Source organism: Rhodococcus sp. T9N, assembly GCF_024436645.1.
Lineage (GTDB): Bacteria > Actinomycetota > Actinomycetes > Mycobacteriales > Mycobacteriaceae > Rhodococcus_F > Rhodococcus_F qingshengii.
In genome coordinates this window covers 67,079-80,241 of the sequence record NZ_JAMSKS010000020.1, presented here as the reverse complement: position 1 = coordinate 80,241, position 13,163 = coordinate 67,079, and the positions used below count along the sequence as shown (strand labels likewise).

The window sequence follows — 13,163 nt, the reverse complement described above, 5'->3', positions numbered from 1 at the left end:
AGACGGAATTGTAGGTTGTGCGATTCTGCCAAGTCTGCGGCACGGATTAATGGACCACGAATGACGTACGAGTAGTAGAAACTCGCTGGACGGGTGCGGCCGCATCTGATCTGAGAACCCGGATGGCTCAGGAGAGGACCCACCGTGCCCATCAACCAAACCATTGCCAGGCTGAGTGACCTGTCGTTCCAGTCGGCCTTCGCCGTGTATCTGTTAGCCCTCGTGTTGCTGATCTGGCACTACGCCGCGACACGCACCGACCACGTCCACCGGTTCGAGTTGGGGAGCAGGAAGCTTGTGGCGGCAGGGGGAGTCTCGGCGCCGTCGCCGGAAGTGCCCGGACGGATCGTTTCGGCTCCGCCGAAGCCAGTGCCCGAGCGTCTCGGCAACATGGGTGCCGCGGTTCTCGTCGTGGGCTTGGGACTGCACCTTGTGTCGATCGTGTTGCGTGGCTTCGCAACCGGACGTTTCCCGTTGGGCAACATGTACGAGTTCGTCACCATGGCCACCGCGGCCGCAACGGCGACTGGCATCGTGTTTCTGCGTGGGCAGACATACCGCGCGATGTGGGTTTTTCTTCTGGCGCCGGTCCTAATCCTGATGTTCGTTGCGGCAACCCTGCTCTACGCCGACGCAGCGCCTGTCGTTCCGGCTCTGCAGTCCTACTGGCTTCCGATCCATGTCACAATCGTCAGCATCGGCAGCGGCGTCTTCCTGGTTTCCGGCGTGGCCAGCCTCGCGTTCCTACTACGGATCCGACAGCCCGCCGGCGCGGAGCGCCGCGGGCCTGTAGGTTCGATGGCTCGTCGTTTGCCCGACGCCCAGACACTCGACCGGTTGGCCTACAGAACCGTCATCGTCGGCTTCCCTCTCTTTGGTATCGGAGTCATCCTCGGCGCGATCTGGGCGGAGGCAGCCTGGGGTCGGTTCTGGGGGTGGGATCCCAAAGAGACGATGTCGTTTATCGCCTGGGTGATTTACGCCGCCTACCTCCACGCCCGAGCGACCGCAGGTTGGCGCGAGACCAAAGCCGCTTGGATAAACATCGCAGGATTCGTCTCGATGCTGTTCAATCTGTTCATCATCAACATGGTCGTGTCCGGATTGCACTCCTACGCCGGTCTGAGCTGAGCGATTCGTGATCGAATTGAAGCTCGACGGGCACGTCCACGGTGGCGTTCGAAGCGAAGACAACGTATGAGTGCCCAAAGAATGATCTTCGTAGGCTACGTCGCGGGGCGCGACTGGTGCGTTCGAGGCGGCGGGGGGTTCCTTCGTGTCTTGCCTTCCTGCTGCTTGTTTGAATGCAGTCACGGGTTTGGTTATAGGTTATTCGGGTGAGGGCGTGACGGAAGGCGAGGTTCGAGTGCCGGTGGAGGGTGGTCTTACTGCTGGAAGCCGGTGGGATTCGCCGACTCGGCGGATTTGTCAGAACTGCCCCTGCTCGGTAGTTGTCGCGAGTATGCCCTGGGTGCTGGTGAGCCGTACGGAACCTGGGGTGGCATGACCGAAGCCGATCGAAAGCTGGGATCATCCTTTGACCCCGTCGGAGACAGGTGTGTAATTGTCCCGTGGGTCAACCGCAAATCCACGTTGCGAAGTCCGCTCGGCCGGGGAATGGTCTTCGAGATTCTCTTGCGGCGCCGCTGTATCAAGGAGGCGATTCGATGACGAATGACGAGGCGCCTCTGTCGGTTTACCGAATGACGGGCGATGACCTGGTCGCGGAGTACCAATACTTGTACGACAGGTTTGATCGCCACACCCCGAATCAAAAGGCGCGGTTCTACTATGTGAACGGGGAAATGAAAGCTCGTGGGCTCGAACATGGCATGCCAACTCCCGCTGCGCGCGATCACGACGATGCCTGGGATGGAGAGATCCGAGATTCGCGTGTTACGCGAATAACTGCACTGCATGGCTTCCCGGTCGATTTTACGGTGTCGAATCGGTGCGCAATACACACTCATCAAGGGCCTGGGATCAACGAGCACTGAGGCGGTCGCTGAAACCACTCACGCCCGCGGACTCAGGCGTTTGACGGATCACGGTGATGCTCCCTCTTCGGGTGTGGTGTCATCAGGTTCTCCTGACTGTATTGCGTAGAGGTTCGGCTTGCACTGGACTGCTTTTCGGCGGCTAGCGCACAGATAATCGAAGTTACAGATTGGAAAACTTGCGCTGCAGGCGTAGCACCGACCGTCTTGACTTTGCGACACGGCGAAAAATGCTGTGGTGGCATGGAGTTCGCTTTCGGACTGATCTCGTGAGGTCCTCCGTGCCGTTCGTGGTTCTCTGGCCGAGATCGACGAGTGAGAGCGAGCTTTCGGTGCAACTGCGAGATTGGGCCGTGCATCATTGCAGGACCATATGTGCTCTACCCAACCGATGGGGCGCTGACGCCGGGAGGGCAGTCTCGACGACCATACAAGGCAGAGGACCGATGAGACCGGTAGATGCCGGCGCCCGCTCCCGGACGTGTACGACTAGGCCGTACGCTTCGCGGGCGGTCGAGGTGAGGTTTGTCCTGTTTGCCGTGGTGCTTTGCCCCACTCTCCTCATTTCGGAAAATGCTGCCATGCACTCGCGAGTGAAACGCGACGCGATCGCACGGGTACGTGCTGAGCACACGTCGACACCATCAATCCATGTCTGCCACCATGGGGGTCGCGTAGACGAGTGTGTGTTCTAGGCGTTGCCCCCGGCCAGGCGTTGCGGCAAGATCGAAGGTTCCTAGGCGCTGTCCGGGGTGAAATTCTTCTGTACCCATGTTTTCGGCGGCCGAGCGAGGGTATGTGTTTTCGCCAGTTGGGGGGACACAGTTCCACCGTGGTTCACCAGGTCAGGGTGAGACGTCCGACCTGATGGGCCGTGCGGCCCGGTGTCAGGGTCGACGGGCGCGCAGTCAGAGGCGGCCCACCGAATTTTCGGCCTGCGCGACATCGCGTTCGGTGGGCCGAGTGCAACGCCACGTCGGGATGGTGCTGCATTGATCGACTGTAGCGAAAGCATTGTCTGCGTTCGACTCCTGACGTTTCCGCTCGGACAGATCCGCCCTGTGAAGATGCAGTCCGCGAAGGTGGGTGTGGTGGCGTAGCGGAGAGTATTGGGGGAGGGGTGATGTCGGAGGTGCTGGGCGTATTCGGGTGATGCGCCGGGTCCGCTTTCTTGCTGTTGAAGTTCGGTGTTGATGCGGCGGGCTTCCGCGAGTTGGTCTTCGAGGAAGATAATGCCTCACGCCTCGTAGAGGGCGGTGCCGGCGGCGACCAGTTTGGGCCGTTCAGTAGTAGACATCGCATCGTCGACACAAATGGTGTGACGAGATCGGTGAATCGTGGTGGGCGACAGCATCCTCGGCGGCAACGACGAAGTAATCGGTAGTGCCGGTCTTTACATAGACGTCACCGAAACGCTCGACCGCATGGGTCAGGGAGTCGGTCGACGAGTTGGTCGATGAGATCAGTAGCTCCCGTGGAGCGATCGAGCAGGCCAAAGTGATGCTGATGATCGTGTACGGAATTTCCGCGGAGCGGGCCTTCGACATTCTCATCTGGCGCTTGGAGCAGAAGAACGTCAAACTCCGCCAGGTGTCCGAGCAGTTGAGCGCCCGTGTTCGCGCAGACTTCGCTCTACTCGGTGGGTTGCGTTCGCAATTCGATCAGCTGCTGCTCGGTTTGTGACCGATGACAGACTGAATCGCGTTGTGGTCGGCACCTGCGGCTGACTGCTTAACCACAGGCACCTCGCCGACAGCACCCATTACGGCTGTCGGCTTCAATCCATTTCTACCCGTCACCGGCGGGCACAGAAACGGTATTGCCCGGACGGAGGCCGAGAAGAGGCGCAATGGACCCGATGCCCCGGATCGAACTGAAGACGAAACAACCGCTGGGTACACATCTAGGGTGATGAGATGCGCACACATTTCGCCGACAGCCTCGACGACCTCTCGTGTGGCCTGGCGTCGATGTGCGGGCTCACCGTGACAGCGATGTCGGAGGCAACGGCAGCCCTCCTCGATGCCGACCTTCGCACCGCCGAGCGAGTACTCGACGCGAACACCGACCTCGAGCGGGCCGCCTCCGACTGGGAACACAAGTCATTCTCACTTCTCGCCTTACAAGCCCCTGTGGCACATGACCTCCGATTTACCGTTGGCGGTTTGCACATCGCCGCAAGTCTGCAACGTATGGGCGCACTGGCCGTCCACATCGCCAAGATCGCGCGCCTGCGCCACCCGACGTCGGCCGTACCGCCCGAAGCGCGGGCAGTCGTAGCGGACATGGGAAGGACAGCAGTGGCTCGGGCGACCGAAACCCAGGTAATACTGCGGCACGTCGATTCTGCTCACGCGCAAGAGCTTGTGGCCGCCGACACGGTCATGGACGAACTGCACCGGCGCCTGTTCACCGTCACCCAAGCCCAACAATGGCCGCACGGAGTGCAAGCTGCTGTCGACATCACCCTGCTCGGACGGTTCTACGAACGATTCTGCGACCACACTGTGGAAATCGGACGACGCATCATCTTCCTCGAAACCGGTCGACTCCCCGCCCGACCCGACGCGCTCCTTCCGTAGGTTGAAGCTTGCCGGGATGTCAGGAGGGGAGATGACGCATTCCGGCCCCGATGTGGAAGCCGGCTGTCTGGTCAGTCGGAAGACGTGGACAGTGTGATGAGATCCGATTTGGTGTTGCGTTGGGAGTTCGATTCTCGCGCCCGACCTTGGCTGCACGACGTCGCCTCTCCCGAGGAAGGATCTTGACCCCACGTCCGTGGTCCCGCTCGTGGTTGCGAGATGAGATGCAGCACGAGTGTATCGGCGGTGAGCATGGTTGATGCCGTGCCGGGCTACTGTGCGGCGTTCTCCGAATTGAGTCGACTGATCTCCGCGCGCATGCGTCGCATCGGTCGGTCAACTCGGCTCTTTCTCTCGTTGCCCGCGGTCATCAGTCCAATTATGGCGGCCATTCCTGCTGGAATTCCGAGAACTACGACGAGGAACGGCGCCAAGCTCATGGAGTTCTCCTATGCTCGGATCGAGCGGTCTGGGACAGTGTCGATCAACAACCTACTATCGTCAATAGTAGATTGCTCATGGCGGGTGGTCCATTGACGGCGTCCCGCGGCAAAACTCGCGGGTTCCCTTCGCCACTACGTAGCGCGCAGGCAATCGAAGGCGGACGACCTTTGCTTGGGAGATGTACCTCTTCTCTAGATGGATCGAGCCCGGCGCCACCCGAGGTTGCCTGTCTCGTAGCGCCACGCGCGTTGGGAAAGTAGTCGCATTCCGTTGAGTCCGACGATGACGGTGGAGCCTTCGTGTCCGGCGACGCCGAGGGGTAACGGTAAGTGCCCGAACAGGTCCCACAGGACGAGGGTGGTGATGAAGGTGGCGGCGATCGCGAGGTTGGCGATCACGATGCGCCGGGCACGGCGTGAGAGGGCGATCACGCGCGCGATGGTGGCGAGTTCGTCACGGACGATGACGGCGTCGGCGGTGTCGAGTGCGAGGTCGGATCCGGCGCGGCCCATGGCGATGCCGGTGTGCGCGGCGGCGAGTGCGGGGGCGTCGTTGACACCGTCACCGACCAGTAGCACTTTCGCGCCGCTGCGTTCGAGGTCGGCGACGGCGGTGACCTTGTCCTCGGGGAGGAGTCCGGCTCGCATGTCGGTGATCCCGACCTGTGCGGCGAGCGCAGCGGCGGCGCGGGGATTGTCGCCGGTCAGTAGAACCGGAGTGTGTCCGGTGAGGGTGGTCAGTTCGTCGACGACGTCGCGGGCGCCGTCGCGGAGTTGATCGGCCAGTCCGAGTACTCCGATCGGTGCGGCGTCGACAATCACCACGATCGCGGTCTTTCCGCCGGCTTCCATTTCGGCGGCCGCAGACATCGCTTGCGCCGTGGCACGGTCCGCGATCGCGGCCGACGCCGCTGGAAGCAGGTGTGCGGGGCTGCCGACCTGAATCCGGCGACCGTTCAGGCGTGCTCGCACTCCCCGGCCGGGGGCGGAGTCGAACTCTTCGACAGGGGGCACCTGCAACCCGCGTTGGCGGGCAGCGGCGACGACCGCGTCAGCGAGCGGGTGCTCACTGGGATGCTCGGCCGCGGCGGCGAACGTGAGCAGCTCGTCGGCGGCGAGGTTCGCCCCGCTCATCGGCCGGATGTCCGTCAGGGCCGGGGACCCCTTGGTGAGGGTTCCGGTTTTGTCGAATGCGACGGTGGTGACCGAACCGAGCTGCTCCATCACGACGGCGGATTTGACCAACACGCCGTTGCGGCCGGCGTTGGCCATCGCCGCCAGTAGCGGCGGCATCGTGGCCAGCACGACTGCGCACGGGGAGGCGACGATCATGAACGTCATCGCTCGCAGCAGCGACGGTTGCAGGGCGCCGCCGAGCGCGAACGGGATGAAGAACACTGCGAGGGTCGCGGCCACGACTCCGACCGAGTAGTACTGCTCGACCTTCTCGATGAACAGCTGCGACTTCGCTTTGGTGGCGGACGCTTCTTCGACCATCGCCACGATCCGCGCGACGACCGTCTCCGATGCCGCGTGATCGATCCGGATTCGCAGAGTGCCGGTCCCGTTGAGGGTTCCGGCGAACACCTCGTCATCGCGATGTTTTGCCACTGGTAGGGGTTCTCCTGTGATCGAGGCCTGATCGACATCGCTGCTTCCGGAGATGATCCGGCCGTCGCCGCCGATCCGCTCGCCCGGCCGGACGACGATCACATCACCTGCCGTCAACGACGCCGCATCCACCATGGTTTCGTGCCCGTCAGGGCCGATGACGGTGGCACGTTCGGGAGCAAGATCGAGCAGGCTGCGCACCGAGTCGGCGGTGCGCTGGGTCAGGAATGCTTCCAACGCGCCGGAGGTGGCGAAGATGACGATCAGCAGGCCGCCGTCGAGGACCTGGCCGATCGCCGCGGCGCCGATCGCGGCGACGATCATGAGCAGGTCGACGTCGAGGGTTTTCTCTCGAAGCGCCTGCAAGCCCGCCAGTGCGGGCTCCCACCCGCCGGTGACGTAGCAGCCCAGATACAGCGTCCACCACAGCCAGGTCGGGGCACCGCCGAACTGAGCGGCAAGCCCGAGGACGAACAGCCCGGTCGCGATGGCTGCCCACCGCACTTCCGGGAGTGCGAACGGCCGGGTGCGGACGGCGGTTGCGGCCCGGGGCGCCGCGGGCTCGGTGTGTGGATCGCTGCGTACAGGGGTGGTCATGGCACGGCTTCCGGCTGGGGGCAGGGGGGTAGGAACGAACGCCACGATACAGGAAAACATGAAGACCTCTTCATGTAATCATGATGGGTAAGATGCTTCACATGGGTCACGGAGTCGAAGGCACGTCCACACCGCCCGCGCAGCTCGATGCGGAGTCGGCCGCGACGGTGGCTGCCACGTTGCAGGCGTTGGCGACGCCGAGTCGACTGCGGATGTTGACTCGGCTGCGGCACGGGGCGTGTTCTGTGGGTGACCTGGTGGAGGCGGTGGGGATGGAGCAGTCCGCTGTCTCGCATCAACTGCGACTGCTGCGTGCGATGGGGTTGGTGACGGGGACGCGGCAGGGCCGCAACGTCGTGTACAGCCTGTACGACAATCATGTGGCGATGCTTCTCGACGAAGCGGTCTATCACATCGAACATCTCGGGCTCGGAATCGCCGACGACCCGATCCCTGCCCTGTAAAGAGCTCACCCCATATGTGGCCAATCGACGCCGGAGTCCCTCGGCGGCGCGTCCGACGACCAGGTGATCAGTGCGTGCGGCGACACACTCGCTGAAGCTCATGCTGCAGTGGTGTTACCAACCTCGATCTACTCGCTGGGGCGAGATGAATGTGTTGATCAATCGGCAATCTCCTGATCGGGCTACCCTTCATTTCGACCCCTGACATCTCCTCCCTTGGTCGGTGGAACAAAGAAAGCGATCCAACCCGATGGATATTCGCAGTCTGCCTCGGTACATGACGGTGGCGGCTGTGGTCGCCGCCGCCGTGACATCACTCACGGCCTGCACGAACAGCGGTACCGATAGTGCGGAGCCTTCCCTTCAGTCATCGTCGAGCAAGGCCGGCGAACCCTCGGCAGTGATGAATGGGCTCGAGTCCAGCACCTCCGATATGGCGCTGATTACTGATGATTCGATGATTCCCGCCGGTCAAGCCACGACGTGGAGATTCCGAATCGACGATTCAGGGGGTGGCGCGGTAACCGAGTACGAGGCAGAGCAAGGCCAGCTCATGCATCTGTATTTCATTCGGGATGACTCGACGAGATTCGCGCATCTGCATCCGATCATGGCTGGCGACGGCACGTGGAGCGCCCCGATCTCAGGCCTCGTACCCGGGAGATACCGCGTATACGCCCAGTTTAGGGCTCTTAGCGGGAAAACCTCTGAAACGCAGGTGCTTTCGCAGCTGGTCACAGTTCCTGGGGAGGGGACTCCGGAAAGGCTTCCACACGCCATGCCGTCGACCTCGGTCGACGGCTACACGCTCACGGTCGCGGGGAAACTCACACCCGGCCAGTCGGGAGAGCTCACGGTGGACATTGCCGGAGGCGACGAGCAGGGATCCGACGTGCAGCGCTACGAGGGCGCCTATGTCCATGTCACTGCAATCCATGCACAGACTCTCGCCTTTGCTGATCTGACGCCACTGGACAGCGATCAGCGAGGTCCGGAATTCGATGTACCTGCGAAACTCTCGAAATCCGGCGACTGGCGACTGTTCATCGAGTTCCAGACAGGAGGCCAGTTGCACACCGCGGCGATCACCATCGCTCTGTAACGAACCTTCAGCAGGCGCAATGACAATCGGGATGTGCCCGCCGGCGCCTCGTGCGTGCACCCGACATTCCTGAGCAAGGCGGGGTGGCGATTCCACGCAGCGGGTGCGAACGGTCCCGAGGTCAGGAGCATTGCCGTTCTGGTCCAATCCGGTACGACAGCACGGTTAGCCGATCTGTGGTGCGCGAGGGAAACATGTGACGCTTTTTGTCATATGGGGCAGTTGATGATGTTTATCTACTATTGTCCTTAGTACATGGGTGTCGAGCGCAGTTTGAGTCGTCGAGGACGAGGGGTGTTTGTGAGGCAACGGAATCGACTCACGCATGCTCGCACGAGAGTCGCTCACGCCGTCCTTGGTCTGGCTCTCGCCGGATCGATCGTCGCAACCACTCCCGGTATCGCGATGGCGGTTCCGCCGCCGCCACCGAATCCGAGCGATACCGAGTTGCAACAGGCAGACTCACGCGTGGATCAAACTCTGGGCCGTATCGGCGATCTGATCAACGACGTTGCGTCGGCGAATGCGCAACTCGCTGAGATCGCCGCCCAGGTTGCGATCAAGCGGGAGGACGTGAACAAGGCGTTGGTGGACCTTCAGTCATCCCGTGATGTCGCGGTGGCCGCCACTGCTGCTGGGGCAGCTGCACGCACCGACATGGGAGTGGCTGGGCAGGCAATCGAGGTGGCGCAACAGCAGTTCGACGATTTCGTTGCCGCCAGCTACAGACAAGGCAGCACCGCCGGCTCGCTGACCGTCTTCCTCGGAAGCGACAGCCCCGACGATCTCTTGGCCAAAGCTGACCTGGTGCGGATGATTACGAAGAAGCACAACGCGGTCATGGACGAGCTTCAGCGCGCACGAACGGCGCGATCGAACACGGAGTCTGTGGCACGGGCGGCCCAGGCGACCGCCGACGCTGCTGCAGCCAGAGCAGAAGACAACAAAGCCCTCGCAATGGAAGCAATCCAGCGCGTGACGGATGCGCAGAAGTCGGCAACAGAGCAACAGGCAGTGGTCATGAAGGAGCGCGATTCCGCGCAAATCGAGTTGGAGGCAGCGAGAAACAGCGCGACGGGATTGCAGAACCAGCGTCAGGTCTACGACCAGTGGGATACTCAGCGCAGAGCAGAGGAAGCAGCTACCGCTGCGGCGATCGCCGCAGCGCAGCAAGCAGCATCGGAAGCTGCGACCCGGGTTGCTGCGGATCAAATTGCACGTGATCGCGCCGCGGACATTGCCAGCAGACAGCGTCCGCATACCCAGATCAGCGATGATTCCTCGGAGACGAAGGTGCCGTCGGTGACGACTACGCCGTCACCGTCTGCTGCTTCTACAAGGGCTCCCACGTCGGTGACGGCTACGCCGTCACCGCCTGCTTCTCCAACCAAGGCTCCGTCGGTTACGACGGAGCCCGGAGGTGGCGTGAGTGACGACGGTCAGAATTCGGTCACCGGTGACGGTGCCATCGAAACTGTCATCGACCGGGCAATGTCGCAACTCGGTGTCCGCTATTCGTGGGGAGGCGGAGACGCAAACGGGCCGACCGTCGGAATTCGTGACGGCGGAGTCGCGGACACTTTCGGTGATTTCGAAAATGCAGGCTTCGACTGTTCCGGAATCATGATCTATGCGTTTGCTGGTGTGGGAATCTCACTTCCGCACTACTCCGGGTACCAGTACACCGCGGGAAGGCAGGTTCCAGCCTCTCAGATGAAGCGAGGGGATCTGATCTTCTACGGGCCCAACGCAAGTCAGCACGAGGCGCTCTACCTTGGCAACAATCAGATGCTTGAATCCCCGCAGTCCGGCGATGTGGTCAAGGTTTCCCCGGTGCGTTGGGACGGCATGGTGCCCAATGTGACCAGGCTTCTCTAGCTCTTCTCCGTCGGCGGTACGGTTGGCTTCAGAGGTCGGCGAAAATCGTTGCGTACGTCTGTCTCCATAAGAGTTTCGCCGGGCGTGCGCGCGGACATGTGGGGATCGTGGGGTTGGCGTTATCGGGATTGGTGGAAGGGGCAATTGACTTTCGAGTCGCCGATGCTGTTCTCGATCAGTTTCTTGATCACCTTCTTAGTCGATGGTCTTTCGGAGGTGCTTCTGGCCAGACCACCGTTCGATTTTCAGGTCACCGACAGTTACTTCGGCGTGGCACATTTTCACTACGTGGTCTTCGGTACGGTTGTGTTCACCACGTACGCGCGGATCTACTTCTGGTTCCCTAAGATGACTGGCCGAGTGATGGATGAGTGGCTGGGCAAATGGCATTTCTAAGCGGCGTTCGCGGATTCCACATGACCTTCCTCGTGCAGCACTGGCTCGGCGTCGAGGGGATGCCGCGCCGCTAAGCGGATTACCTACCTTTGGACGACTTTGCGGTACTGAACTCCATCTCGACCGTAGAGTCCTTCGTCTTGGGTGCATTCACCATTCACCTTGCCGTTCATCTGGAACGTCTTCAGGAGCTACAGATTTGGTGAAGTCGTCACGGTCGACGATCCGTGGGGCAATGGCAATTCTCTCGAGTGGGCGACCAGCTGTCCGCCGCCACGCCACAACTTCACCGAGCCCCTATCCGCTCCGAGTGTCCGGCGTTCGAGATGCACCACCCACACATGGTGGAACGGATTCGGGCTGAAGCTCACACCGGAAGGTTCCATCCCACAACGAGCACACTGGCGGGAAACGGATCCGAGTGAGCCGTGTCGTCCGCAAACTACGTGTACGCAATATATGTCGCACGTATGACGGGAAGAAGTGAGGACACGAAGTCGCCATGAGTTCGTTCCCAATTTCGGTGATGACTGTGCCGGCGACGGATGAGACTGGCATGACCCCCATCAAGTGACCCGCAAGCTATGAGAATCCTTCCGCCCTGATCAAGGGCATGAAAGGCTGCAACTCATGGCTGGACGCAAACGGCACACGCCCGAACAGATCATCCGAAAACTGCGCCACGGCGACGAACTTGCCGCCACAGGCGCCGACGACGAGGAAATCGCCCGACAACTCGACGTCTCGGTGCCGACGCTCTACAACTGGCGCAAGCAGTATGGCGGCATGAAAGCCGACGACGCCAAAGAGTTCAAAGAACTCAAGAACGAGAACGCCCTGCTCAAGAAGCTCCTCGCCGAAGCCGAACTCGAAAAGGCTGCACTCAAGGAGATTGCTCGGAAAATTCTGGGTCAGGCCGTTCCGTCAACGGGTTGATTCCATTATCACTGGAAAATTCTGAGCCTGACCGCCAAACGAAACGCTGTCGTCATGCTCCAGGAAACGATGGGGCTCTCACAGCGTTTCGCCTGCAAAATCGTCGGGCAACCGCGATCCACCCAACGAAAAGCGCTTGCGAGAGACACCCCGGACGATCCGGACGCCGATCTGCGGAAGTGGTTGCGAGACTGGGCCAAAGCGAATGCCCGCAAGGGGTTTCGTCGGGCGTGGGCGGACTTGCGTGCCATGGGCTGGGTGATTAACAAAGAAGAAGGTTCAGCGTCTCTGGCGCGAGGAAGGGTTGCGGGTGAAGGTCCGCAAAATCCGCAAACGAGCCGACGCTTCGACCACCCCGATTGCCGAGGCACATGCACCGAAGGTGGTGTGGGCGATCGACTTCCAGTTCGACTTCACCACCGACGAACGGAAGTTCAAGATCGCGTCAATGGTGGACGAGCATTCGCGCCAGTCGGTGCTCAACATGGTCGAGGGATCCATCCCGGCAGAGGATCTCGTCGCCGCCCTGGAGAAAGTGTTCGCGCTCTGGGGCGGCCCGCCACAGGTGTTGCGGTGCGACAACGGACCCGAATTCATCTCCGAGGCGTTGCGGACGTTCTGCGAGGACCGACTGGGAATCGGATATGTTCCCCCTGGTCAGCCGTGGAAGAACGGCTACATCGAATCCTTCAACAACCGAGTCCGTGACGAATGCCTGAACATGAACGAGTTCCACAGCCTCCTCGAAGCCCGGGTGGTCATCGAGGACGGGAAGGAGGACTACAACACCCGACATCGGCATTCATCGCTGGCTTACCGCACTCCGAATGAGTACAGCTGCCAGCTGTATTCACACGCATTGATTCTCTGATAGCGAGTGGCTCACCAAACGGGGTCCTACCAAGACGACAGCCGCACTGACCGATTCGTTGTTACGCGAACTCTTACCGCGCTCACGTTTGTCGGTGCGGGCCTCGGTTGCCCTGCCTCGACGCTGCGCAAACTCCCGCTGTCCCGCGCATCGTATTCGATCGCCGTGGAGACTTCGCTTTCACACACGTGCACCTCGGTGATACCCCTGTCGGGTGGGATGCAAGTCGTTGAAGGATTGCCGTTTCCGGTCGTCTCATACAGTGAACTACTATCTCTTTTAGTAG

The 13,163-nt window shown here is 61.3% G+C and carries 10 protein-coding genes and 2 pseudogenes; 10 read left to right on the top strand and 2 right to left on the bottom strand.

Annotated features, from left to right (window positions below):
• The first annotated feature begins 144 nt into the window (after positions 1–144).
• From ccsB to phoU, 5 genes are all read left to right on the top strand, one after another.
• Entirely contained in the window at positions 145–1,131 is a 987-nt protein-coding gene (gene ccsB, locus M1L53_RS26320) for a c-type cytochrome biogenesis protein CcsB (RefSeq protein ID WP_047270614.1), read from the top strand.
• A 270-nt stretch (positions 1,132–1,401) separates the two neighbouring features.
• Positions 1,402–1,671: a WhiB family transcriptional regulator gene (locus tag M1L53_RS34910; protein ID WP_052959928.1), complete on the top strand. Its 270-nt coding sequence runs from the start codon at positions 1,402–1,404 to the stop codon at positions 1,669–1,671.
• A complete protein-coding gene (locus tag M1L53_RS26315) occupies positions 1,668–1,997 on the top strand; it encodes a hypothetical protein (RefSeq protein WP_054827429.1) in 330 nt (109 codons plus the stop codon). The genes M1L53_RS34910 and M1L53_RS26315 overlap by 4 nt, the downstream gene beginning before the upstream one ends.
• A 1,506-nt stretch (positions 1,998–3,503) precedes the next feature.
• Positions 3,504–3,680, top strand: coding sequence for an ANTAR domain-containing protein (locus tag M1L53_RS26310; protein WP_232354283.1), 177 nt, complete (start codon positions 3,504–3,506; stop codon positions 3,678–3,680).
• A gap of 233 nt (positions 3,681–3,913) precedes the next feature.
• The gene (gene phoU / locus M1L53_RS26305) at positions 3,914–4,579 is read left to right on the top strand and encodes a phosphate signaling complex protein PhoU (RefSeq protein ID WP_047270619.1); all 666 of its coding nucleotides are present in this window, start codon (positions 3,914–3,916) and stop codon (positions 4,577–4,579) included.
• A gap of 272 nt (positions 4,580–4,851) precedes the next feature.
• Here phoU and M1L53_RS26300 read toward each other — a convergent pair whose 3' ends face one another.
• On the bottom strand, positions 4,852–5,019 hold the full coding sequence (locus tag M1L53_RS26300; protein ID WP_155419211.1) for a hypothetical protein: 168 nt from the start codon (positions 5,017–5,019) through the stop codon (positions 4,852–4,854).
• Positions 5,020–5,214: 195 nt separating this feature from the next.
• Positions 5,215–7,230, bottom strand: coding sequence for a heavy metal translocating P-type ATPase (locus M1L53_RS26295; RefSeq protein WP_047270622.1), 2,016 nt, complete (start codon positions 7,228–7,230; stop codon positions 5,215–5,217).
• Between the two features lie 101 nt (positions 7,231–7,331).
• Between M1L53_RS26295 and M1L53_RS26290 the strand changes: the two genes are divergently transcribed.
• The 5 genes and pseudogenes from M1L53_RS26290 (at position 7,332) to M1L53_RS26270 (ending at position 12,877) form a co-directional block, all read left to right on the top strand.
• Positions 7,332–7,694, top strand: coding sequence for a helix-turn-helix transcriptional regulator (locus M1L53_RS26290; RefSeq protein ID WP_047270658.1), 363 nt, complete (start codon positions 7,332–7,334; stop codon positions 7,692–7,694).
• 250 nt (positions 7,695–7,944) lie between these two features.
• A complete protein-coding gene (locus M1L53_RS26285) occupies positions 7,945–8,796 on the top strand; it encodes a hypothetical protein (RefSeq protein WP_052959930.1) in 852 nt (283 codons plus the stop codon).
• A 255-nt stretch (positions 8,797–9,051) separates the two neighbouring features.
• Complete coding sequence (locus tag M1L53_RS26280; protein ID WP_081377629.1) at positions 9,052–10,674, top strand: NlpC/P60 family protein; 1,623 nt, start codon at positions 9,052–9,054, stop codon at positions 10,672–10,674.
• Positions 10,675–10,806: 132 nt separating this feature from the next.
• Positions 10,807–11,495, top strand: a pseudogene (locus tag M1L53_RS26275) (cbb3-type cytochrome c oxidase subunit I); the annotation flags it as partial.
• A 205-nt stretch (positions 11,496–11,700) separates the two neighbouring features.
• A pseudogene (locus tag M1L53_RS26270) lies at positions 11,701–12,877 on the top strand (IS3 family transposase).
• Positions 12,878–13,163: the final 286 nt, after the last annotated feature.